This is a genomic window from Frigidibacter sp. SD6-1 (assembly GCF_030143255.1).
Classification (GTDB): domain Bacteria; phylum Pseudomonadota; class Alphaproteobacteria; order Rhodobacterales; family Rhodobacteraceae; genus TMP-24.
In genome coordinates this window covers 280552-303618 of sequence record NZ_JARJNR010000004.1, presented here as the reverse complement: position 1 = coordinate 303618, position 23067 = coordinate 280552, and the positions used below count along the sequence as shown (strand labels likewise).

Sequence of the window (23067 nt, the reverse complement as noted above, 5' to 3'; positions counted from 1 at the left end):
CTCAGTCACCATCCGCCGCATTGAAGCCGATGCTCACGCCCAGCTCCTCGCCAAGTTCCGCGACCGCCATGTCACGCACGGCCTTCACCGCGCCCTGCAGTATCTCGACCTTCAGCCGCCGCTGAGGATCGGCCACACCGGCAAGGACCGGATCGTCGAGCTTGTCCGCCAACCCGATCGCCCGGTCGAAGGCCGCAAGCGTACCCGCCGCCCCGGGTGCCAGCCGGGCGGTCAGGTCGCGCAAGGCCGCCAGTTCCGCGCGCACGTTCGCAAGGCTCCGCCCCGAGGCCCGCGCCTCGGCCCGCTCCGGACGGGGCCGGTCGAAGGTACCCAAGGGTCGGCCAAGCCGCGTGTCGGCGAGGAACTCGAGCGCGGTCGCCACTTGCGTGAACAGCGCCTGCCGCACCTCCTGTTCGGTCAGATAGGTTGCGTTGCCCTCGCCCCCCGGCGCCAGCATCAGGCCCGCATAGCCGCCGCGCCACCCCGTCTCGATCTCGCCCGCCAGCCGCGCCAGATCGTCCGCCGTCGCCCGGATCAGCGCACACGTCTCCCCGGCCAGAGGCTCGTCGGGGTAAAGCAACCGCTCCAGCCCCATCAGCCCGCGCGCCGCGACCGACTGGTCGGCGAAAGCCCCGGGCGCCAGCGCCGCCGGATCGCCGGTCAGAAGCCCGCGCTGCGCCTTGGCGCCAAGGCCCTTGGGATCGGGCCAGAAGGCGATGGCGAGCGCGCGGCCCTTCTCCTCCACCGGGCCGAGATGCAGGTGCGACACGCCCATCCAGGCGTCGAACGCCGCCTGGTAGGCCGGTCTCAGCGCGTCCGGCTCGCAGCTTTCCCCGGCCTTTGCCGCCAGATCGGCGGTCGCTGCGGCGAAGGCGGCATAACCGGGCAGGATATGGCCCTCGACCACCTCCTTGTAATCGGCAAGCGCCGGGGTCGCGAGGAAGATCGCGGCGAGAAGCGGACGGTACATCAAAGGCTCTCCAGAAAGGCGATGAGCGCATCGCGGTCAGGTTTCGTCAGGCGGATCACGCGGTCGCGCGCGGCCTGCGCCTCGCCACCGTGCCAGAGGATGGCTTCGATAAGGCTGCGCGCCCGCCCGTCATGCAGATAGCCCACGGCCGGATCCACGCTTTGGGCAAGGCCGATGGACCACAGCGGCGGCGTGCGCCATTCGGCCGCTTCGGCACCGGGCTCGGGCAGGCTGTCGGCAAGTTCGGGACCCATGTCATGCAGAAGGAAATCGCTGTAGGGCCAGATGAGCTGGAAGCTCTGCTCCGGCCGGTCGGCGAGTTTGGCGGTCACGAAGGCGGGGCGGTGGCAGTCCGCGCAGCCGATGGCGTGAAACAGCGCTTGGCCTGACTGCACCTGCGGGTCCTCGGATCGGTCGCGCGCGGGCGGCGCCAGGTTGCGGGCATAAAAGGTCACCAGATCGAGGCTTTGGCCATCCACCTCCGCCCCGTCGCGCACGTCCGGCTCCTGCCCGTGCGGCCCGGCGCGGCAGGCCGCTTCGGTCGCGGTGCAATCGCCCCAAGGGGCAGGGAAAAGAGGCGTCGACAGGCCCATGTCAGCCGAAAAGGCGCGCGCCACCTGTTCACGCACCGTGGCGACGCCTGCCTTGAGGCCGAAGCGACCCAGCAGCTCACCGCCGTGCTCGGCGCTTGCGACCATCCGCGCCCGACCGGATATGCCGTCGCCATTACGGTCGTCGGGATCGGCAAGCGCGATGATGTCGGCCGACGGGATCGCCTCGATCAGACCAAGCCCGGTCATCGGCGGCGCCATGCGGGGCGAAAGGCCGATGTCGGCAGGAAAGGCCCCGAAGCCCGGATCGGTCAGCGCGTAGCGCGGCGCCCGAAGCGTCACGGCGGTGCCATCGGCCAGTGCGACCGGTCGCACCTCGAAGGTCAGCGACACCCGGCCCTCAGCCACCTGCCCCGGCGCGGCGCGATCCTGCAACTGCATCCCATAGACCGGATCGGGCCCACCCTCGCCCCCGAGCCGGAAGAGAAGCGAGGTGGTTTCGCTTTCGCCGTCGTCGTCAGGAGCACGGCCGCGCCCGTCGCGGATATGGCAGGCCGCGCAGGCGCGGGCATTGTAAAGAGGCCCGAGCCCGTCGGAGGCCCTGGTCGAGGCGGGTGCCGCCACCCAGAGCTTGTCGAAGATCGCCTTGCCGAGTTCGAAATCGAGCTTCCGTTCAGCCGGCATATTGGCCGACGGCGCGCGCAGCGCCGCCTCGCCGGGCGCGCGCGGCACGGTCGCCGCGCCGCCGGGAGAGCGCTCGAAGGACAAGGCGGCCCCCGCCCCGGCGGCTGCCAGAACTTCATCCCGCCGTGCGGTCTCTGCCGCGCTCAGCGGACGTATCGCCAGATGCGGGTCATCCATGGGTGCGGCGAAGATCGCGCCGGGCAGGACAGCCAGAGCAAGCGGCAGGGCAAGATGGATGCGGTTCATATGCTGACCCCCTCCCCTTCCTACCCTGCCGTCCCGGTCACCGCCAGTTCGGTCCGCCGCCCGTTACTGGAAGACCGCTCCCGGGTTATCGAGGCTGTCGGAGCCTTCGAAGGCGACCGCCGTAAGGCCGAGCGCACCCACCGCCCGCTCGATCGACGCGGTCTGGGCCACCAGCGCCTCGATCCCGCCGCCGATCAGCGCCTCGCCCTCCTTATTGCCGGGCGCAAGCATCTGGTCATAGGCCATGCCGGCTTCCGCAGCCGCCTTGATCGCACCGAGCGCCGCGACGGTCCCGTCGATCTGGCCTTCCAGCTGGCCCGCGAGCGTTCCGTCGGCCTCCTTCAGGAGATCGAGAAGCGAGGGACCGGCGATTTCGGTCCCGTCCACGCGCGTGTACTGGCCAGTCACCACATTCCGCATACCGATCCCGTCGTAATAGTGGCTGTTGTAGGTATTGTCGGAGAAACAATCCTGCTCCTCTTCCGGGTCGTTGAGCAGCAGGCCAAGCTTCATCCGCTCGCCCGCGAGTTCGCCGTAGGAAAGCGAGCCGAGCCCGGTCAGCATCGCCAGAAGCCCCGCCTCGGGCGAGGCCGTCACCACGCCGCGTGCCTCGCCGCCCGGCGCCCAGGCGCCTGCCATGTAGGAAAGGTCCGAGACCAGAAGATCGGTCGCGGCCCGCAGATAGGCGGCGCGGCGATCGCAATTGCCGCCTGTGCAGCCCTCGCCCTGCAGATAGTCGGTATGGGGCCGCGCGCCCGCGCCGGGGCCGGTGCCGTTCAGATCCTGGCCCCAGAGCAGGAATTCGATGGCGTGATAGCCCGAGGCGACATTGGCATCGACGCCGTCGGCCTCATGCAGGGTTCCCGCGATCAGCTCGGGCGTGATCTCGCTCGCGTCGATCTCCTGCCCCGCGACCTCGAGCTTCGGATTGGCGATGACATTCGCGGCCGCAAGCGGGTTTTCCTCGGATTCGCCGTAAGAGACATCCACATAGTCGATCAGCCCCTCGTCCAGCGGCCAGGCATTCACCTTGCCCTCCCAATCGTCGACGACCGGGTTGCCGAAGCGGAAGACCTCGCTTTGTTGATAATAGGCGCGCGCCTCGGTCCAGGCCGCGCGGGTGGCCTGCAGCGTCTCCTCGGACGGCGCGGCGATCAGTGCTTCGACCGCCTTTTGCAAGGCGACGGCTCTGGTGAAACTGTCCTCGTAGGTCGCCTGACCGATATCGGCATAGGTTTCGACCACCGCCGCGCGGTCGGCTGCGACCGCCGTCCCGGCGCAGGTCGTCGTCAGAAGAAGTGCGAAAGCCGTCCGTTTCATTCCCGCTCCATGTCCCGTCATTTCGTCAGGATCAGCTTGCCCGCACGGGTAATGCGCAGCGAATAGACCTGACCGTTCAAGATGATCCTTGCGAGCGGACCGCCCGCTGTCAGCCGGGTGGCATCATGCACCGGCACTGTATCGAAATTAAAACCGTCGCCAGGCACCGCTATCGTCATGGCTGAAACCTCCTGTGAGCCCCGCGATGACGCGGGCATGGGTGATCGATACGGCTTGCCCAGAGGCGGGCTGGCTCCGGAAATAGATGAGCGAAAGAGTCGGATTTGTAAAGCCCGATTCTTTAAGTCGGATTACGGTGCACGCTCCGGGTCGCGGTAGAGATGCTCGCCGCCCTGCCAGTCGGTCAGGCGATGGCTGCCGGGCTCGGCGGCGGCGCGGACCCAGGGGTCGGTCACAGGTACCTTGCCGAACCCGCCCGGGATATCTATCACATAGGTCGGCAGCGCCGTGCCGGAGACCCGGCCCCTCAGTGCCGCCATCAGCGCCTTACCTTCGGCAATGGTGGTGCGGAAATGGCTGGTGCCGCGCGCAAGGTCGCAATGATGCAGGTAATAGGGCTTCACCTTCAGCCTCAGGAAGCTGCGGAAAAGCTGCACCAGCACCTCGGCATCGTCGTTCACCCCGCGCAGAAGCACGGTCTGCGACAGAAGCGGAATGCCCGCCGCCGACAGCCGCCCGAGCGCGGCGCACGCATTCTCGGTCAGTTCGGCAGGATGGTTCGAATGAAGGACAATCCAGACCGTGGGATGCGCCCCGAGCGCCGCGATCATTGCTTCGTCGATCCGTTCCGGCGCGACGACCGGCACGCGGGTATGGAGCCGCACGAGCGAGACGTGATCCATCGCGGCGAGCGCTTGCAGGATCGCGCCCAGGCGGCGCGGTGACAGTGTCATCGGGTCGCCGCCGGTCAGGATCACCTCGCTGATGGCGGGTGTCCTGCGGATGTAGTCGAGCGCGGCCTTCAGCCGGTCATCGGCCAGAAGCCCGCCCTGCCCCACCACCTCGCGCCGGAAGCAGAAGCGGCAATAGACATCGCAGCTTTGTGTGACGGCAAGGATCACCCGGTCGGGATAGCGGTGCGTCAGCCCCTCGACCGGCATATGCGCCCGGTCGCCGATCGGATCGGTCAGTTCCTCGGGGCGGACGGTCAGTTCGGAAACGGCGGGCACGAATTGCCGCGCCACGCCGGGATCGCCCGCTGCCCCGCTCATTTCCGCCGACAGCCTGATGCGGAACGCGTCCGCGACCCGTTCCAGCTGGGCGGCCTGTGCTTCGGCGGCGAGTCCCGCACCGACCAGGTCCCGGACCGTCGAGAGCACGCCGATCCTGCTGCCTGCCGTCATGAAACCTCCGCATGGCCGCCCGACTGAGGCGACAGGCGGCTTCCATAGCCGACCCTGTGGGCGGATGCCATCGCCAGAAGAAAGCTGCAGATGTGCAAACGAAATCGCCCGCGCCGGCCTGGGCGCGGGCGGTCTTTGGGCGTGTGCGAGCCTACATACCCATGAGGCGGGGCAGGAACAGCGTGACCGCCGGGACATAGGTCACGAGCATCAGGAATAGCAGCATCGTCAGAAGCCAGGGCCATGTCGAGCGCGTCACCTCGGTCAGCCCGAGCCGCGACAGGGATGAGGCGACATAGAGGTTCAGCCCCACAGGCGGCGTACAGAGGCCGATCTCCATGTTCACGACCAGCATGATGCCGAAATGCACCGGATCGATCCCGAGCGCCATGGCGACCGGATAGAGGATCGGCGCCATGATCAGGACGATGGCGGAGGGCTCCATCACCATCCCGATCATCAGAAGCAGCACGTTGACCACCAGCAGGAAGCCCACCTTGCCAAGGCCGAGCGAGACGATCCATTCCGACAGCGACTGCGGGATCTGTTCCGAGGTCAGGATGAAGGCGAACATCACCGCGTTGGTGATGATGTAGAGAAGCATCGCCGACATGGCAGCCGAGTTCAGAAGAACCTTTGGAACGTCGCGCAGCTTGATGTCCTTGTAGATCCAGACCGCCACGATGAAGGCATAGACGGCCGATACGGCTGCGGCTTCAGTCGGTGTGAAGATGCCGCCGTAGATGCCGCCCATGATGATGACGATCAGCATCAGGCCCCAGACGCTTTCGCGGAAGGCGGTCCAGCGGTCGGCAAACGGCGCGCGCGGCTGGCGGGGATAGTTGTTCTTCCAGGCGCGCCAGGTGGTCGTGCCTGCAAGCATCGCGGCGAGCACCAGGCCCGGCACGACGCCTGCGATGAAGAGATCGCCGATAGAGGCCGACAGCACGTCTTCGCCATTCGGCCCCTTCACGACCATGCCGCTGGTCGCGACGGCATACATGACCATGACGATCGATGGCGGGATCAGGATGCCAAGACCGCCGGAACTGGTGATCGTGCCCACGCCAAACTGCTTGGGATAGCCCTGCCTTACCATCGCCGGCAGCAGGATCGAGCCGACCGCCATCACCGTTGCCGGCGACGAGCCCGAGATCGCCGCGAAAAGCGCGCAGGAAAAGACCGAGGCGAGGCCAAGGCCGCCGTGCCAGTGCCCGACCATTGACGAGGCAAACCGGATCATCCGCCGGGCGACGCCGCCATGGGTCAGGAAGTTGCCCGCGAGGATGAAGAACGGGATTGCCATGATCTCGAATTTCTCGATCCCGGTGAACAGCTTCAGCGCGATGGAATCCATCGGCACGTCCGAGAAGGCGAAGAGGAAGGAAAAGACCGTGAGGCCGAGAGCGATCGAGACCGGCATCCCGGTGATCAGCAAGAGTGCCAGGATCAGGAAGATGATAAGCGCGGTCATGCGTGACCTCCCTTGGCCAGATCCTCGGCTTCCTCGTCCAGACCATCGACCGCGCCGTGATCGTGATGCGCGATTTCGCCGGTGGTCAGGTAACGGTGCAGCGCCTGCAGGAAGCGGAAACACATCAGCGCCGAGCCGAGTGGCACGGCGAGGTAGATGATCCACATCGGCATTTCGAGGTCGGGCGAGGTCTGCCCGCCCAGGCGGACATGCCAGACGAAATCGGTTCCGATCCAGGTGATGATGGCGGTGAACAGCACCCCGCCCGACATGGCGATGGTCGTGATCGTGCGCCGCGCCGCCCCCTCCAGCCGCTCGGCCAGGATGTCGACGCCGACATGGATGCCGGTGCGCACACCGTAGGCCGCGCCGAACTTCGCCATCCAGACGAAAAGATAGATGCAGGCTTCCTGCGCCCAGGTCATCTTCAGCGCATTGATCGACTTGAAGATCGACCGGGCAGTGTCGCTCAGGCCCTGCATGTCATGAGCGCGGGCGTAGCCGACCAGATCGGCGGCAAAACCGATGGCGAAACGGTGGGTCACCGAAAGGAAGATCAGCACCGTCGCCACCGCGATCAGCGTGGCGATCAGCACCTCTTCCAGCCGGTCCAGAAGACGCAGCATGGCGCACCTCGATGGGATGAAGGGTGAAGGGTCGGGAAAGGGGCGGCCCGAAAGGCCGCCCCGATACCTCCGCTTACATGCCCGTCGCGGCCTTCACGGCGGCGATCGTCTCGGCACCGATCCGTTCGGCCATTTCCTCGTGCACCGGCAGCAGGGCTGCCTTCCAGGCCTCCAGCTCCTCGGGCGTCAGGTCGTGGAACTCGGTTGTCCCAGCCGCCTTCATCGCTTCCAGCGCCGCGTCATTCTCGCCCTTGGCGATCGAGTTGGCATAGTCGGTCGCCTCGGCCATCGCTTGCTCCAGACCGGCGCGCACGTCGGCGGGCAGCTCGTCCCAGAACTTCTTGTTCACGATCACCGCATAGCCGAGATAGCCGTGGTTCGAGATGGTCGCGTGCTTCTGCACCTCGTTCATTTTCTGGGTATACATGTTCGACGGCGGGTTCTCGGTGCCATCGACGACGCCGGTCTGCAGCGCCTGATAGACTTCCGAGAAGGCCATCACCTGCGGCACCGCGCCAAGCGCGTTCATCTCTGCTTCCAGCACCTTCGAGGACTGGATGCGCATCTTCAGGCCGAGGAAATCGTCCGGCACGTTGAGCGGCGAGTTGGCCGACATGATCTTGAAGCCGTTGTCCCAGAAGGCAAGACCGGTGATGCCCTTGTCCTCAAGCTTTGCAAACAGCATCTTGCCGACATCGCCACCGGTAACCGCATGCAGCGCGTCATAGCTCGGGAAGATGAACGGCAGGTCGAACACTTCGAAATCCTGCACACCGAGCGGACCGAACTTCGCCAGCGACGGCGCCAGCATCTGGACAGCGCCAAGCTGCAGCGCCTCAAGCTCTTCCTTGTCCTTGTAGAGCTGGCTGTTGGGATAGACTTCGACGTCCACCGCGCCGTTGGTGTATTTCTCGGCCAGCTCCTCGAACTTCGCGGCACCCTTGCCCTTCGGCGTATCGGGCGAGACGACATGGCTGAACTTGATGACGATCGGTTCGGCATGAGCCGGAAGGGCCACGGTCAGTGCAAGCGTTGCAGCCGTACCGAGGGCCGCGAAAAGGCGACGATTCAACATAATGATATCCTCCTCATCTCCGCCCCTCCGGCGGATTGGCTTCTTATTGCCAGTCGTGGCGACGTCTCGCTATTGTGGGTTTCCGCAATAGAAGTGGTCCATCGCCGGGTCTAGCCTGCAAGGGCAGGCCCGAACCGGGGAGGAGAACGGACCCTGCCGACGCGCGCAACGCAAAAGGATCAGGCCGAACCCTGGTCGTCGGACCCTGCCCTTGCGGGCGGGCGGGTCGATCTTTTGTCGCTCATCCCTCTGGTCGCCATCGTGGCCCTCGTTGGCCTCATCGGCCTTCTTTTCTGGCTCGTCAGCCGCAGCGATCTGGAACAGGCCCGCACCAAGCTTGCCACCGACGCGCTCTGGGTCGAGCAGACCTTGCGCTTCCAACTGTCGGTCGACGAGGACATGCTGGTCCGCCTCGCGCTTGACGAGGCGAGCGGCACGGCGCAGGGCGTACTCGAGGCCCGCGCGCGGCTCCATATCGCCGCCAACCCCGAGGTCCTGTCGGTCGTCTGGCACGATGCCGATGGCAGCGCACGGGCGGCGATCCCCGGACCCGACGGCGCGGACGACCCCGGCCTTGCCGCAATCCTGCAAAGATCGGCGACCCAGATCGCCCGGCCGCTTTACGGAGATGTGCGCGAGAGGCGCGTCACGCTGGGTGTTCGCGGGCGGGGCGAGGGGCATTTTGTTACCGCGACGATCTCGCTGCCACTTCTCCTTGAACGCCACATTCCCTGGTGGATCGCCGAACAATACAGCGTGCAGCTGACCGATGGCGGCGGCGCCCCCATTGCCCTGCGCGCGGGCCGCACCCCGGCAACCGGAAACCCGACCCATACGATCAGCTTCGATCCGCCGATCCGGGGGGCCGCGCTGAGCATCACCCCCTACGATCCGCCGGTCGCCATCGCCAACATGCTGATCACCGCCGCCATCGCGGGGCTCGCGCTCTTCGCGCTTCTCGCCATGCTCGCGCTCTTCCTCAGCGCCCGGCGGCGGCGGCGCGCCGAAGGGAGGCTCCGCGCCGAAATGGCCTTTCGACATTCGATGGAGGAAAGCCTGACGGTGGGCCTGCGCGCCAAGGACAAGGCGGGACGCATCCTTTATGTCAATTCCGCCTTCTGCAATCTCGTCGGCTGGCCACAGGCCGACCTCGTGGGCCGCGCCGCGCCCATGCCCTACTGGGCGCCGGACCGACTGGAAGAAACGATCGCGCGCCAAGAGGCGCTGGACAGGGGCGGCCGCGCGCCGCAATCGTTCGAGACCCGGTTCCTGCGCCGCGACGGGACCGAGATCGATGTGCAGGTCTATGAGGCGCCCCTGATCGACGCACGGGGCGAGCATCGTGGCTGGATGGGGTCGGTTATCGACATCAGTGCCGCGAAAAGTGCCGCGCGCATCGCCCGCCTGCAGGAAGAAAGCCTCGCCCGTACCGGGCGGCTTGTGACGCTTGGCGAAATGGCCTCGACGCTCGCGCACGAGCTGAACCAGCCGCTCGCCGCCATCGCAAGCTACGCGGCGGGGGTGTCAAACCTGATCGCGCAGGGCAACGCCGATCCGGCAATCGTCGGCCCGGCGATGGAGAAACTTTCCCATCAGGCGGGCCGCGCGGGCCAGATCATCCGCCGCATCCAGGATTTCGTGAAGAAGCGCGCGCCGCGCTTCTCGACCCTCGCGCTGGCCGAGATCGTCACCGAAACACTTGGCTTCCTCGCTGCCGATGCCCGCGAAAACCGCGTCCAGCTGGTGACCGACCTCCGGGCGGCTCCGCCTGTCGAGGCCGACCGGATCCTGATCGAACAGCTCCTGATCAATCTCATCCGCAACGGCATGGAAGCGATGGCCGACGCGCCGCCCGAGGCCCGTATCCTGACGCTGCGGCTTTCGAGCGGCGCCGAGGGCGACGCGCTGATCGAGGTGGAGGACCGCGGCCCCGGCATCGCGCCCGACGTGGCCGACCGGCTCTTCGACGCCTTCACCTCGACCAAGACCCAGGGCATGGGCATGGGGCTGAACATCTGCCGCTCGATCGTCGAGTTGCACCGAGGCAAGCTCTTCCACCGGCCGGGCGCGGCGGGCGGGACAATCTTCTCGGTCACCCTGCCCGCTCATGTCCCTCGTCAACAGGAACCCGAGGAGATCGCCGAATGACCGCGCCCCTTTCCGGCCGCATCCATATCATCGATGACGAGGAAACCATCCGCGACTCGCTCGCCTTCCTCTTCGCCTCGCGCGGGCTTGCCGCACAGGGCTGGAGTTCAGGCGAGGCCTTCCTAGCGGCCCTCCCCCTGCCCGACTGCGCCTGCATCATCCTGGATGTCCGGATGGAGGGCCTGAGCGGCCCCGAAACCTTCAATGCCCTGCGAAGCGCCGGTTGCGAGGCACCGGTGATCTTCCTCACCGGCCATGCCGATGTGCCCGTCGCGGTCCAGTCACTGAAGGCGGGTGCCTATGATTTCCTGGAGAAACCCTTCAACGACAATCAGATCGTCGATCTGGCACTGAGAGCGATGGCCCTCAATGCCGAGCGCGAAAACGGCGAAGAAGCGCGCCGCGATCTGGCCGCCCGCCGCGCCGCCCTGTCGGCCCGGGAAGAAGAAGTGATGGCGCTGATGCTGACCGGAAGCCTCAACAAGCAGATCGCCGACCGGCTCGGCATCGCCATGCGCACCGTCGAAGTCCACCGCTCGCGCATCCTCGCCAAGATGGGTGCCCGCAACGCGACCGAACTGGCGACCCTGCTGGCCAACCTGCCGCAATCAGACCGTTGACCCCGCGCCGCGCCCGAGCTAGAGAACCCTCGCCTTGGTCCGGCGGGTTGGCGGAGAGGTTACGCAGCGGATTGCAAATCCGTGAAGACCGGTTCGATTCCGGTACCCGCCTCCAAATCTTTCTGGATCAATTGGTTCGCATTCCAGGCGTCTGGTGCGGAATGCAGGGGCACCTTACCTGGCCAATCAGTCACCTGCGGCCCGCAATTGGCCCTTGCCATTCCCAAGCGGTTGCAGTAGCAGACCGGCCACGGAGCGCGGGCGTAGCTCAGGGGTAGAGCATAACCTTGCCAAGGTTAGGGTCGGGCGTTCGAATCGCCTCGCCCGCTCCAATCTTCCCGACAAGTGACAGGCGAACGTGTCGGTTCCGCCGCATCCCCGCGGTTTTGAGGCGCTGCGCGCTTGGCGTCCGGCGCGCGCGCGCCTATAAGGCCCGCGGATCAAGGAGAGCCAGATGCGCAAGGCCACGATCACCCGCAAGACCGCCGAGACCGACATAACGGTCAGCCTGACCCTCGACGGAACCGGCCAGTACCGGAATGAAACCGGCGTCGGTTTCTTCGACCATATGCTGGACCAGCTGGCCCGCCATGCGCTGATCGACCTTGAGGTCGCTGCGAAGGGCGATCTGCATATCGACGATCACCATACGGTCGAGGATACCGGCATCGCCATCGGTCAGGCGCTGGCCAAGGCGATTGGCGACAAGCGCGGCATCCGCCGTTACGGCCATTTCGCGCTGGCGATGGACGATGCGCAGGTCGATTGCGCGCTCGATCTCTCCGGTCGCCCCTACCTTGTCTGGGCGCTCGACATGCCGACGGCGAAGATCGGCACGTTCGACACCGAACTGGTGCGCGAATTCTTCCAGGCGCTCGCCACACATGGCGGCATCACGCTGCATGTGACGAAACGCCATGGGCTGAACAGCCACCATATTGCCGAAGCCGCCTTCAAGTCGGTCGCGCGCAGCTTGCGCATGGCGGTCGAAGCCGACCCGCGTCTGGGTGACGCGCTGCCATCGACCAAGGGGGCGCTGTGAGCCTGACCGTCCTTGTCGATTACGACAGCGGCAACCTGCACTCGGCCGAGAAAGCCTTCCAGCGCATGGCGTCCGAGACCGGCGCGGGATCGGTGATCGTCTCCTCCCGCCCCGAGGATGTCGCGCGCGCCGACCGGATCGTCCTGCCCGGCGACGGCGCCTTCCCGGCCTGCCGGGAAGCGCTCTCTCGCTTCACCGGGCTTTTCGAGGCCATCGACGAGGCGGTCACCCGGAAGGCCCGGCCCTTCATGGGCATCTGCATCGGCATGCAGATGCTGGCGACCCGCGGCCTTGAATACCGCCCGACCGAGGGCTTCGGCTGGATCGGCGGCGAGGTCGTGCGCATCGCCCCCGCCGACCGCACCCTGAAAGTGCCGCACATGGGCTGGAACGACCTCGTGATCGACCATCCCCACCCCTGCCTTGAGGGCGTGGAAACCGGCAATCACGCCTATTTCGTCCATTCCTACCATTTCCGCGTGACCGACGCGGCCCACCGGCTGGCCCACTGCGACTATGCCGGCGACATCACCGCCATCGTCGGGCGCGACACGATCTTCGGCACCCAGTTCCACCCGGAAAAAAGCCAGGCGACCGGCCTGCGCATCATCGCCAATTTCCTCCGCTGGGCGCCGTGACGGAAGCTATCCCCGCGATCCTCGAAGAGATCCGGGCCGAAATGGCCGCCCGGACCGACCGCGGCACGCCCGCCGACTATATCCCCGAACTGGCCGCCATCGACCCCGGCCAGTTTGGCCTGTCCGTCGTTCTGGCCGACGGCAGCCAGCATTCGGCGGGCGATACCGCCATCCCCTTCTCGATCCAGTCGATCTCCAAGGTGTTCGCGCTCGCCATCGCCCTTGGCCATCATGGCGACCGGCTTTGGGCGCGGGTCGGGCGCGAACCCTCGGGCCTTGCCTTCAACTCGATCCTGCAGCTGGAACATGAAAGGGGCATCCCCCGGAACCCGTTCATCAATGCGGGCGCCATCGTGGTGACCGACGCCGCCCTCGCGGGCCACGCGCCGCGCGAATATCTGGGCGAGCTTCTGACCTTCATCCGAGCGGCGGCCGGCGACGAGGATGTGCATATCAACGCCGATGTCGCCCGGTCGGAAACCGAAACCGGCCACCGCAACTTCGCGCTGGCCCATTTCATGCGCGCGCACGGCAATCTGACGAACGCGCCCGAACTGGCGCTCGGCGCCTACTTCCACCAATGCGCCATCGAGATGACGGTGGATCAGCTCGCCCGAGCCGGCCGCTTCCTGATGGGCGCGCGCCCGCGCCTGATCTCGGCCGACCGGGTACGCAGGATCAACGCGCTGATGCTGACCTGCGGCCATTACGACGGCTCTGGCGATTTCGCCTTCCGCGTCGGCCTGCCCGGCAAGTCAGGCGTCGGCGGCGGAATTCTGGTCATTGCCCCCGGACGAGCGTCCATCGCCGTCTGGTCGCCGGGCCTCAATGAACAGGGCAATTCCAAGCTTGGTACCGAGGCGGTCGAGATGCTCGCCCGCCGCCTCGGCTGGTCGATCTTCGGCTGATTACTGCACCCGCGTCCAGTCGGACGCGCGGCAGATCGCGCCGCCCAGAACGCAGCCCGAAACAGAAAGCGTGTCGCCCGAAAGCGACATCTTGGACTTGTAGGTCTTGTCGCGATCCGGCGCCCAGACCTTGCCGCCGCCGTAGGAACCGTCGCCATTGGCGGTCATGTCCCAGACGATCTGCTTGCCGACATTTTCCGAGGCTTTTTCGGCGCCCGCGCTGTCGAAGGCCTTGATCAGCACGCCGCACAGTTTCGCGCCGCAGGGCGCGATCTGGACATGACCGAAATTGCCATTGTCGTCGGGCTTGGTTTTCCAGACGCCCTCGACCGGGTCGGCGAATGCCGCACCTGCCGCAAGGGTCACGACTGCCGCAAGGGCGAGTTTCTTGATCATCTTGTCCTCCCGAGGGTTTTGCCGCGATGATTCCCGGTGCTTTCCCTTCTGGCAAGATTTACGTCGCGTAGCACCGGCCTTGGCAAGGGAAAACCCCTGTGGCAAGAGGCGCGCAACCCGAAAGGAAGGCAAGCGATGATCCTCTACCCCGCCATCGACCTGAAAGACGGCAACTGCGTCCGGCTTCTGCATGGCGAGATGGACAAGGCCACCGTCTTCGGCACCGACCCTGCCGCGCAGGCCGCCGCTTTCGAGCGCGCGGGCTGCGACTGGATCCACCTCGTCGATCTGAACGGCGCCTTCGCGGGCCAGCCGGTCAATGGCGCGGCGGTCGAGGCTATCCTCGCCCGCGTCAAGGTCCCTGCCCAACTTGGCGGCGGCATCCGCGACATGGCAACGATCGAGATGTGGCTCACGAAGGGCCTCGCCCGCGTCATCCTCGGCACCGTCGCGGTCGAGAACCCCGATCTCGTGCGCGCGGCCGCCCGCGCCTTCCCGGGCCAGGTGGCCGTCGGCATCGACGCGCGGAACGGCCGGGTCGCCACCAAGGGCTGGGCCGAGGAGACCGACGTGATGGTCACCGACCTCGCGCGGCGCTTCGAGGATGCAGGCGTCGCCGCGATCATCTACACCGACATCATGCGCGACGGCGCGATGGGCGGCCCGAACATCGAGGCGACCGAGGCCCTTGCCCGCGCCGTCTCGATCCCCGTGATCGCAAGCGGCGGCGTTTCCTCTCTCTCCGACCTCGTCGCACTGCGCGATACCGGCGTCATCGCGGGCGCCATCTCGGGCCGGGCGCTTTATGACGGGGCCATCGACCTTGCCCAGGCGATTGCGGCGCTGCGGCCCTAGCCCCCCCGCCTGCGACACCCTGCCTGCCGGGCGGTGCGCCTCTCTCTTGGCGCGGGTCCGAAAGCGTTCGCTTTCCGGTCGCGACAGCTCCCTTCCGACCCGCGCAGCGGAACGCCGAACAGGCCCTGAAAATAATAGTGAGTTGAGCCCACAAGACGCCAGAAACCGCGAAATTCCCCGTCAAATGCCCGGTCTCAGGGAAATCCCGGAAACCCCTACCGGCCGAACCGGAAAACAGGGGCCGCGCCCGGTAGCCGGAATGCATCGACCGTGTCGGCGCGTCTCAGGCAGACGCGAGCAGCATTGGTACGGACAGTCTCGGGGAAATTCCGGCCAATCCTGCATCGGCTGGTGAGAGCGGGTTCGGTGGCGGACAGAGAGGGATTCGAACCCTCGAGACGGTTCCCCGCCTACACACTTTCCAGGCGTGCGCCTTCGACCACTCGGCCACCTGTCCGTGGGCGGTTCTTTAGCCGCTCGCCGGGGCGGGATGCAAGGGGCAACGGGCGAAATCGGCGATCAGATCGAGATGCGGGCGCCAAGCTCGACCACCCGGTCGCGGGGCAATTGGTAGAACTCGCTCGGATCGGCGGAAAACCGGCCGAGCGCGATGAAGAGCCGGTCGAGCATGCGTCGCAGCCCGCCGTTGCCGCCGAGCACGACCTTGCGGCGGCCGAGGAAGAAGGAGGTCGTCATCACATCGAACTTCAGCCCCTCGCGCCGGGCTCGGCCAAGGGCTCGGCTGATGTTGGGGCTTTCCATGAAGCCGAAGCGCAGGATCAGCCGCCCGAACCGCTCGTTGATCGGCGCATATTCGGCGCGGTCCCGGTCGAGGACCACCGGCACGCGCACCGTCTCGACCGTCAGGATCACGTTGCGTTCATGCAGCACGCGGTTGTGCTTGATATTGTGCAGCATCGCGGGCGGCACGGCATTGGGGTCCGAGGTCAGGAAGAAGGCTGTCCCCGGCACCACATGGACCGAGCTTTTCATCATCGAGCGGGCGAAACTGTCGAGGTCGACCATCTGCTTGTGGGCAGCCTGCACCGCATGCTGGGTGCCGCGCCACCAGGAATACATCAGGGCCGAAATCGTCACCGACAGGACGACGGGCACGAAACCGCCCGCGAAGAACTTGGTCATGTTCGACAGGAAGAAGGTGCCTTCGAGCAGCAGGAAAGGCGTGGCCGCCAGCAGCACGACCCAAAGCTTCTTGTTCCAGCCCTTGCGCGCATAGATCATGGCGAGCGTGGTATCGACGATCATCGCGCCGGTGACGGAGATGCCATAGGCGGCGGCAAGCGCGCTCGACGTGCGGAAGTTCAGGACGAACAGGAGGACGCCCGCAAGGAGCAGCCAGTTGACGGCAGGTACATAGATCTGCCCCGACTGGCTTTCCGACGTATGGACGATCGAGAGCCGCGGCAGGAAGCCGAGCTGGATCGCCGCGCGCGTCATCGAGAAGGCGCCGGTGATGACCGCCTGCGAGGCGATGATCGTGGCCACGGTCGCCAGCGCGACTAGGAAGGGCAGGAACCAGTCGGGCACCATCAGGAAGAACGGGTTTTCCAGCGCTTCATGATTGCGCAGCACAAGCGAGCCCTGGCCGAGATAGTTCAGCACCAGCGCCGGGAAGACCAGCATGAACCAGGCAAGCCGGATCGGCCGTTTGCCGAAATGGCCGAGGTCGGCATATAGCGCCTCGGCCCCCGTCACCGCCAGAAAGACCGCCCCCATCACGATGAAGGCGATGAGGCCGTGGTCGATCAGGAAGACGATCCCGTAGTAGGGGTTGAAGGCGGCGATCACCGATGCGTCCTGCGCCAGCTGCATCACGCCGGTTGTCGCCATCGTCAGGAACCACAGCGCGGTGATCGGCCCGAAGGCAGCCGAAATCGCCTTGGTTCCGTGACGCTGCACCATGAAGAGGCCAACGAGAATGCCGACGGTGATCGGCAACACATAGGCGTCGAGCTTCGGAGTGACGAGCTTGATCCCCTCGACCGCGGACAGGACCGAGACGGCAGGCGTGATCACCGCATCGCCGAAGAAGAGCGCGGCCCCGGCAATGCCAAGGCCAAGCACCGCGTAGCTGCGCCGCCCGATCGCGAGGCGGGACAGCGTGTAAAGTGCCAGAATGCCCCCCTCGCCCCGGTTGTCGGCGCGCAACAGGAAGAGCACGTACTTGACCGTCACGATCAGGATCAGCGTCCAGATCAGAAGAGACACGACGCCCAGAACCTCGCCGACCGAGATCCCGTCGTACGACACCGGGTGCAGCGCTTCGCGCATGGCGTAAAGCGGGCTGGTGCCGATATCGCCGTAGACGACGCCGATTGCGCCCATCGTCAGGGCTGCAAGCCCCTGCTTGCGCGCGCCGTGGCCGTTTTCGGCGGCCGAAGCGGTTTCGTCTTCGGACCCTTGGGCAAGGGCCGTTTCGGGATTTGACATGTTCGGTTCAGCTCCGCCCGGCAAGCCGCAAGGCTCGAACCGGGACTTGTCTTGAGACTTTCAGGCGCGAATGCACCCAGATCGCTCCAGATTTCTTCGCGCGGGCTGGCAGGCCGTTGCGCTCCCCAGATTTCAGGCGAGTCTCCGACCCGCCCGGCTGAGAGGAAGACTAGAGTGATCTGACGGAAAGTTTCAAGATGTTTCGCTGCATCACAGCATCATACTGGGCGTCAGTCACCGAGATGCAGCGTAATCCGCCGGTTCTGGCGGCCCTTGTTCTCGATCTTGCCGAGCGTCAGGCGGCCGATCTCGGCCGTGCGCGCAACATGGGTGCCGCCACAGGGCTGCAGATCGACGAGATCCTCGCCGTCCGCGATGCGAACCAGACGCACCCTGCCCTGCCCCATCGGCGGCCTGACCGACATGGTCTTCACCAGCCCCGGATTGGCCTCCAGCTCGGCATCGGTGATCCAGTCGTCGGATACGGCCAGGTCGCGCCCGACAAGGCGGTTCAGCGCCTCTTCCAGCGCCGCGACATCTGCGGGAGGGTCCGGCATGTCGAAGTCGAGCCGCCCGCGTTCCGCCCCGATCTGGCCGCCGGTCACCGGCAAGGGCACCACGACCGACAGAAGGTGAAGGGCGGTATGGACGCGCATATGGCGATGGCGGCGATCCCAGTCGAGGTGCTGCACGACCGGCGCCCCGACCGGCGGCAGGGTCATGCCGGGGTCAGGCACCAGCACGACCGTACCGCCCTCGCCCTTCACCGCGGTCGCGATTTCGACGCGCCCGCCGTCCCAGTCAAGATGCCCACTGTCGCCCGGCTGGCCGCCCGACGTGGCATAGAAGACCGAGCGGTCGAGGATCAGGCCACCCTGATCGCCATGTCCCACCACCCGCGCCTCGGCCTGGCGCAGATAGGCGTCGGCGCGGAACAGAAGCTCGGTCATTCTTCCTCCTCCCGTTCGTCGTCGCGCGGGTCGTAATTGATGGCTGCGGGCGAAACCGGGTCCGGCGCGGCTGCTTTTGTCGCGGGCGCATCGGTCGGGACGGCTGTCGGTTCTGTCTTGCCCGAAGCGGCGGGTGGCGGGCGCTCTGCACGCTCGATGCGGAGCGGATTCCTGATCCAGATGTCGCGCTGCGTGTAGGGAATCTCGATCCCCTCGGCCATGAAGCGTTCGACGATCTGGTGAAGAATCTCGGTCTGAACCTCCAGCTTGAAATTCACGTCCGACAGGATCGCGCGTATCTCGAAGTTAAGGCTGTCGGCACCAAGCCCGACGAACTGCACCTTTGGTGCGGGATTGATGAGGACGAGGTTCTGCGCCTCGACGATCTCCTGCAGGATCGCGTGGACCTTGCGCGTGTCGCTGCCATAGGCGACGCCCACGGGCAGGATCAGCCGCCCCGTCAGATTGCCCCGCGTGAGGTTGGTCACGATGCCCGCGACCAGATCACCGTTCGGCACGATCACGTCGGTGCGGTCGAATGTCTCGATCCAGGTCGAGCGGACAGAAATGCCCTTCACGATGCCGAACTGGCCGTTCACCTCGATCATGTCGCCTTCCGAGATCGGGCGCTCGATCAGGAGGATGATGCCGGAGACGAAATTCTGGACGATGTTCTGCAGGCCGAAACCGATACCGACCGACAGCGCGCCGGCGACGATGGCAAGCGCGGAAAGGTCGATCCCCGCCGCGGTGATCGCGGCAAGGCCCGACAGGAATATCCCCACATAGCCGAGGCCCGAGACGGCGGCATTCTGCGCGCCCTTGTCGAGCCGCGTGCGCGGCAGGATCGACGAACGCAGCGCCCCCTGCACGAGCCGCGTGACCATGTAGCCGATCGCGAAGACGATGAAGAGCGTCAGGATCGCGGTGGGCGATATCCGCGCCCCGCCCAGCGTCACACCGGCCTGGATACGCGCCCAGATCTCCGACAGATCGGCCGGGCGCGCGCCCCAGGTCAGGGCAAAGAGCGGCAGCGACGCGACCGCCAGAAGGAAGCCGGTCAGGACCGGGATCAGCGCCTCGCGTCCCTCATCGCCCGTGCGCGTCACCGCGACATAGATATCGGTCAGGAACCGCTGCAGAAGGATGATGACCCCGATCAGCGCCGCCGACCCGACGACCGGCCAGATCAGCGCATTGGCCGCGGTCACATACCCCACTGCGGCCAGGAGCGGCGCAAGGACCGAGGCCGCGACCATCAGCGTGCCGCAAAGCCCGATCATCCGGTTCCGGAAGAGGACGGCATCGCCCTCCTCTGCCCCCACCAGCCTCTGGCGCCGCAGAAGCTGGCCAAGCCGGAAGAGGAAGATCGCGACGATGATGACAAGGGGCGTCAGCCAGACCGCCTGTGCCGCCTGGCTGAGCGGCGGCCGCACTTCGGTGGTGAAGGCGAGCCGGAATTCCTCGACCGCCTGCAGAAGGCCTATCATCTGGACATGGAAGCGCGCCTCGGCCGGGCGGTCGGTCAGGTTGGGGCCATGGGCACGTCTTTCGTCCGGAAAGAGCCAGCTCCCAAGCCAGCGCGCCGCGAAAAAGGAAAAAGCCGCGACCGGCAGCGCCTCGGCCAGCGCCAGCAGGCGCGGCCCGGCCATGCCGGAAATAGTGATCGCCAGATGGACAAGCATCATGCCGGACACCGGCACGATCACTTGCCCGAGCGAGACGACGGCGGCGACGACATGGCGCATGCGCATCGCCGTGCGGCCTTGCAGGCGGCGCGACAGGCGTTCCATGAAACCCGGACCGCGCAACATCAGCAGGAGCGCGACGCCAAGCGATGCGATGATGCCGAGGAGATTATTGCGCAGGTCGGTGCGGCGCGCATCGCTCGACCAGTTGCTGTCGATCTCGCTCCAGAGCGTCTTGCCGCCCTGTTCCAGAACCGCACCGGCCGAGGGCCAGTGCAGCGGGTTCAAGGGCGTCGGCATCAGCCGAAGAAGCTCCTTGGCCTGCCGGTCGCGGATCAGCTTGTCGATCTGCTTGACGATCCCGTCGGCGCGGCGATAGGCGGCGACCGCCTCGACACCCGGCGCCTGCAGGCGCGACAGCGCGGCCGTCAGTTCCTTGCGCTTGGCCGCGATCTCCGGCGCCTCGGCGGCCTCTTCTCCGGGCACAGGCCCGAGGTCGGCAATCTGGGCCTGCACCACCTCGATCTGCGGCGCATTCACCGCGCGGGCAGCGTCAAAGTCCTGGCGCCATTCCACGACCTTCGCCCGCAGATCCTCGAAAGCCTTGCTCGACGCCTTGGCGTTCTTCAGCGCCTCTTCCGCCGCCTGGGCCTCGCGTTCCCAGATTGCATAATCGACCGGCGCCTCGGCTTCCTGCGCAAGGGCCGGTCCTGACAGAAGCCCGGTCAGCGGCCCGGTCAGCGGCCCGGCAGCAAGGATCAGCGCGAGGATGAGAAGCGCCGCCGCCAGAGCCCGCCGCATCGTCTCAGCCCTCGAAGACCGAGGGCAGGTCCTGCGGCGCGCGGTCAAGCCAGCCGGGCACCGGCAGGCCCTTGGCACGCAGGAAATCGGGGTTGAAGAGCTTGGACTGATAGCGGTTGCCATAGTCGCAGAGGACCGTGACGATCGTGTGGCCCGGCCCCATCACGCGCGCCATGCGGATCGCGCCCGCGACATTGATGCCGGACGAGCCGCCAAGGCACAGCCCCTCTTCCGCCAGAAGGTCAAAGACGATGGGCAGCGCTTCGGCATCGGGGATGCGGAAGGACATGTCCGGCGTGATCCCTTCGAGGTTCGCGGTGATCCGCCCCTGCCCGATGCCTTCCGTGATCGAAGAGCCTTCGGATTTCAGGACACCCGTCGTGTAATAGCTGTGCAGCGCGGCGCCTTCGGGATCGGCGAGCGCGACTTTCACGCCCTTGGGCTGCAATGCCATCGCAAGGCCCGCGAGCGTGCCGCCCGAGCCTACGGCGCAGACGACGCCATCGACCTTGCCGCCGGTCTGTTCCCAGATTTCGGGCCCCGTGGTCTCGATATGGGCCTGACGGTTCGCGACATTGTCGAACTGGTTGGCCCAGATGGCGCCGTTCGGCTCGCTCTGTGCCAGACGCTGCGCGAGGCGGCCCGAATAGCGCACATAATTGTTCGGGTTCGAATAGGGCGCCGCCGGAACCTGAACAAGCTCCGCCCCCGCAAGGCGCAGCATGTCCTTCTTCTCCTGACTCTGGGTTTCGGGGATGACGATCACTGTCTTGAAGCCCATAGAAGATCCGACGAGTGCGAGCCCGATCCCGGTATTGCCCGCGGTCCCCTCGACGATCGTGCCGCCGGGGCGAAGCTGCCCCTTCGCGACCGCATCGCGGATGATGAACAGCGCGGCCCGGTCCTTCACCGACTGGCCGGGGTTCAGGAATTCCGCCTTGCCATAGATCTCGCAGCCGGTGATCTCGCTGGCCTTCTTCAGCCGGATCAGGGGCGTCTTTCCCACCGCATCAGCCAGATCTTTGAACGCGCGCATCTCGAGGCCTCCATTCGTCGGTCCATACCTAGGCCGCCCGGCGGGTTTGCTCAAGCCCTCGGGCGACGGCGCAGGCCGGTCGCACGGCGCCATGGGACAGGATCAGGCGAGAATCAGACAGGCGAACGAGTTCCTCAGGACGAAACAATCCGTCCGAAGCGCGCAAAATACCACGCCCCGACACTTATAATTGCGGCAAAATAATGTCAAAATCTTGCAAGCGCTCGCCGAACGACCTATAAATGCGCTGAACCAGTACGAACAGGGTATGATCATGTCTTTACGTCTCGTCGCAGGCCTCATTCTCGCTCTCGCGCCGCTCTCGGCCCAGGCCCTGACGGTGCAGACCGTCGCGACCAATGACACCGCCTGGAACATGGTCAACACCAGCCAGACCGTCACCCTGCCGAACGGCGCGACCTGGACATCGGCGCCCCTGCAGATGCCGAACGCCTGGTTTCCGCAGGTCGATCCCTGCATCTCTTTCTGCTCGCCGTTCGATCCCGGCATCTACGGCACCAACCAGACGATCGGCGCCACGCCGCTGCCCGGATGGCAGAACCTGCCCTTCTGGGCGACCTGGCAGACGGCGGACCGGTCGAACGTGAACACGCTCTCGTTCAGCGGCATCCAGAAGGGGCTCAGCCTGCTCTGGGGCTCGTTCGACGTTGGAAACCTTATCGAATTCGTGCTGAACGGTGTCGTCGTCGGCTCGGTCGCGGGCGATCAGCTCGGGCTGCAGGTCGGCAATCCCGGCCAGGGCGCGGCACTTGTCAGCCTGACCGGCATCCAGTTCGATGAACTGCGCTTCTCCTCGACGCTCGGCGGTTTCGAATATGCCAATATCGAAGCCTCCCCGGTGCCGCTGCCTCTGCCGGTGGCTGGCCTCGGTACCGCGCTGCTGATGCTTGGTTTCGCGCGCCGCCGCCGGGCCTGAGCGCCGGGCAGGCGCGACAGCTGCCTCTTAGACCGCCAGTCGATCACCGACACAACGCCTGCCGTTCGCGGCGGGCGATCTGCATTGGGCCCCTGAGGCAGCATTTGCGATCGCAACGCCGCCAAAGCCGCGATTGGCTCCGAATTGTCTCAGGTCACGCATCATTTATGTCCGCATTGTGGCGTAAAGTTGACTTCCACCCTCCCCGGCGTAGAGTCGTCTCATTGAGGCAGTTTCGGTTCGAGCGGTGACGAGTTCCATTTTCCATTGTCGCACCGCGTGGCCAG

Annotated in this window: 20 protein-coding genes and 3 tRNA genes; 9 read left to right on the top strand and 14 right to left on the bottom strand. The window is 66.1% G+C overall.

Annotated features, from left to right (window positions below; genetic code table 11):
- Position 1: 1 nt before the first annotated feature.
- The 8 genes from P0645_RS09835 to P0645_RS09800 all read right to left on the bottom strand — a co-directional run bounded on the left by P0645_RS09835 (position 2) and on the right by P0645_RS09800 (position 8310).
- Positions 2–970, bottom strand: a complete 969-nt coding sequence (locus tag P0645_RS09835; RefSeq protein WP_284164390.1) for an imelysin family protein — start codon at positions 968–970, stop codon at positions 2–4.
- Positions 970–2451: a di-heme oxidoreductase family protein gene (locus tag P0645_RS09830; protein ID WP_284164389.1), complete on the bottom strand. Its 1482-nt coding sequence runs from the start codon at positions 2449–2451 to the stop codon at positions 970–972. The genes P0645_RS09835 and P0645_RS09830 overlap by 1 nt, the downstream gene beginning before the upstream one ends.
- A 63-nt stretch (positions 2452–2514) precedes the next feature.
- The gene (locus P0645_RS09825; RefSeq protein ID WP_284164388.1) at positions 2515–3771 is read right to left on the bottom strand and encodes an imelysin family protein; all 1257 of its coding nucleotides are present in this window, start codon (positions 3769–3771) and stop codon (positions 2515–2517) included.
- Between the two features lie 17 nt (positions 3772–3788).
- The gene (hemP, locus tag P0645_RS09820) at positions 3789–3950 is read right to left on the bottom strand and encodes a hemin uptake protein HemP (protein ID WP_267632549.1); all 162 of its coding nucleotides are present in this window, start codon (positions 3948–3950) and stop codon (positions 3789–3791) included.
- Positions 3951–4082: 132 nt separating this feature from the next.
- Positions 4083–5135: a lysine-2,3-aminomutase-like protein gene (locus tag P0645_RS09815; RefSeq protein ID WP_284164387.1), complete on the bottom strand. Its 1053-nt coding sequence runs from the start codon at positions 5133–5135 to the stop codon at positions 4083–4085.
- Between the two features lie 151 nt (positions 5136–5286).
- Positions 5287–6609 carry a TRAP transporter large permease gene (locus tag P0645_RS09810; RefSeq protein ID WP_284164386.1) on the bottom strand — a complete coding sequence of 441 codons (1323 nt, stop codon included), beginning with the start codon at positions 6607–6609 and terminating at the stop codon, positions 5287–5289.
- On the bottom strand, positions 6606–7235 hold the full coding sequence (locus P0645_RS09805) for a TRAP transporter small permease (RefSeq protein ID WP_284164385.1): 630 nt from the start codon (positions 7233–7235) through the stop codon (positions 6606–6608). The genes P0645_RS09810 and P0645_RS09805 overlap by 4 nt, the downstream gene beginning before the upstream one ends.
- A gap of 73 nt (positions 7236–7308) precedes the next feature.
- Positions 7309–8310: a TRAP transporter substrate-binding protein gene (locus P0645_RS09800; RefSeq protein ID WP_284164384.1), complete on the bottom strand. Its 1002-nt coding sequence runs from the start codon at positions 8308–8310 to the stop codon at positions 7309–7311.
- 234 nt (positions 8311–8544) lie between these two features.
- Between P0645_RS09800 and P0645_RS09795 the strand changes: the two genes are divergently transcribed.
- From P0645_RS09795 to P0645_RS09765, 7 genes are all read left to right on the top strand, one after another.
- A complete protein-coding gene (locus P0645_RS09795; protein WP_284164383.1) occupies positions 8545–10458 on the top strand; it encodes a sensor histidine kinase in 1914 nt (637 codons plus the stop codon).
- On the top strand, positions 10455–11078 hold the full coding sequence (locus tag P0645_RS09790; RefSeq protein WP_284164382.1) for a response regulator transcription factor: 624 nt from the start codon (positions 10455–10457) through the stop codon (positions 11076–11078). Before P0645_RS09795 ends, P0645_RS09790 begins: the two co-directional genes overlap by 4 nt.
- Positions 11079–11119: 41 nt before the next feature.
- Positions 11120–11193, top strand: a tRNA-Cys gene (locus P0645_RS09785).
- Positions 11194–11335: 142 nt separating this feature from the next.
- Positions 11336–11410, top strand: a tRNA-Gly gene (locus P0645_RS09780).
- 122 nt (positions 11411–11532) lie between these two features.
- Complete coding sequence (gene hisB / locus P0645_RS09775; protein WP_284164381.1) at positions 11533–12120, top strand: imidazoleglycerol-phosphate dehydratase HisB; 588 nt, start codon at positions 11533–11535, stop codon at positions 12118–12120.
- Positions 12117–12758: an imidazole glycerol phosphate synthase subunit HisH gene (gene hisH, locus P0645_RS09770; protein ID WP_284164380.1), complete on the top strand. Its 642-nt coding sequence runs from the start codon at positions 12117–12119 to the stop codon at positions 12756–12758. The genes hisB and hisH overlap by 4 nt, the downstream gene beginning before the upstream one ends.
- Entirely contained in the window at positions 12755–13666 is a 912-nt protein-coding gene (locus P0645_RS09765; protein ID WP_284164379.1) for a glutaminase, read from the top strand. Before hisH ends, P0645_RS09765 begins: the two co-directional genes overlap by 4 nt.
- Here P0645_RS09765 and P0645_RS09760 read toward each other — a convergent pair whose 3' ends face one another.
- Entirely contained in the window at positions 13667–14062 is a 396-nt protein-coding gene (locus P0645_RS09760) for a DUF2147 domain-containing protein (protein ID WP_502854274.1), read from the bottom strand.
- Between the two features lie 135 nt (positions 14063–14197).
- Here P0645_RS09760 and hisA point away from each other — a divergent pair, with 135 nt between their 5' ends.
- Positions 14198–14917 carry a 1-(5-phosphoribosyl)-5-[(5-phosphoribosylamino)methylideneamino]imidazole-4-carboxamide isomerase gene (gene hisA / locus P0645_RS09755; RefSeq protein ID WP_284164378.1) on the top strand — a complete coding sequence of 240 codons (720 nt, stop codon included), beginning with the start codon at positions 14198–14200 and terminating at the stop codon, positions 14915–14917.
- A 367-nt stretch (positions 14918–15284) separates the two neighbouring features.
- On the opposite strand, the gene P0645_RS09750 is transcribed toward hisA, so the two are convergent.
- The 5 genes from P0645_RS09750 to P0645_RS09730 all read right to left on the bottom strand — a co-directional run bounded on the left by P0645_RS09750 (position 15285) and on the right by P0645_RS09730 (position 21843).
- Positions 15285–15374 (bottom strand) — tRNA-Ser (locus P0645_RS09750).
- Between the two features lie 62 nt (positions 15375–15436).
- Positions 15437–17368 carry a potassium transporter Kup gene (locus tag P0645_RS09745; protein WP_284164377.1) on the bottom strand — a complete coding sequence of 644 codons (1932 nt, stop codon included), beginning with the start codon at positions 17366–17368 and terminating at the stop codon, positions 15437–15439.
- 230 nt (positions 17369–17598) lie between these two features.
- The gene (locus tag P0645_RS09740; protein WP_284164376.1) at positions 17599–18318 is read right to left on the bottom strand and encodes an alanyl-tRNA editing protein; all 720 of its coding nucleotides are present in this window, start codon (positions 18316–18318) and stop codon (positions 17599–17601) included.
- Entirely contained in the window at positions 18315–20807 is a 2493-nt protein-coding gene (locus P0645_RS09735) for a DUF3772 domain-containing protein (protein WP_284164375.1), read from the bottom strand. The genes P0645_RS09740 and P0645_RS09735 overlap by 4 nt, the downstream gene beginning before the upstream one ends.
- A 4-nt stretch (positions 20808–20811) precedes the next feature.
- Positions 20812–21843 (bottom strand): cysteine synthase A, encoded by a 1032-nt coding sequence (locus P0645_RS09730; protein ID WP_284164374.1) that lies wholly within the window; start codon positions 21841–21843, stop codon positions 20812–20814.
- 274 nt (positions 21844–22117) lie between these two features.
- On the opposite strand from P0645_RS09730, the gene P0645_RS09725 reads away from it, so the two are divergent.
- Positions 22118–22780, top strand: a complete 663-nt coding sequence (locus P0645_RS09725) for an Npun_F0296 family exosortase-dependent surface protein (protein ID WP_284164373.1) — start codon at positions 22118–22120, stop codon at positions 22778–22780.
- The last annotated feature ends 287 nt before the right edge of the window (positions 22781–23067 follow it).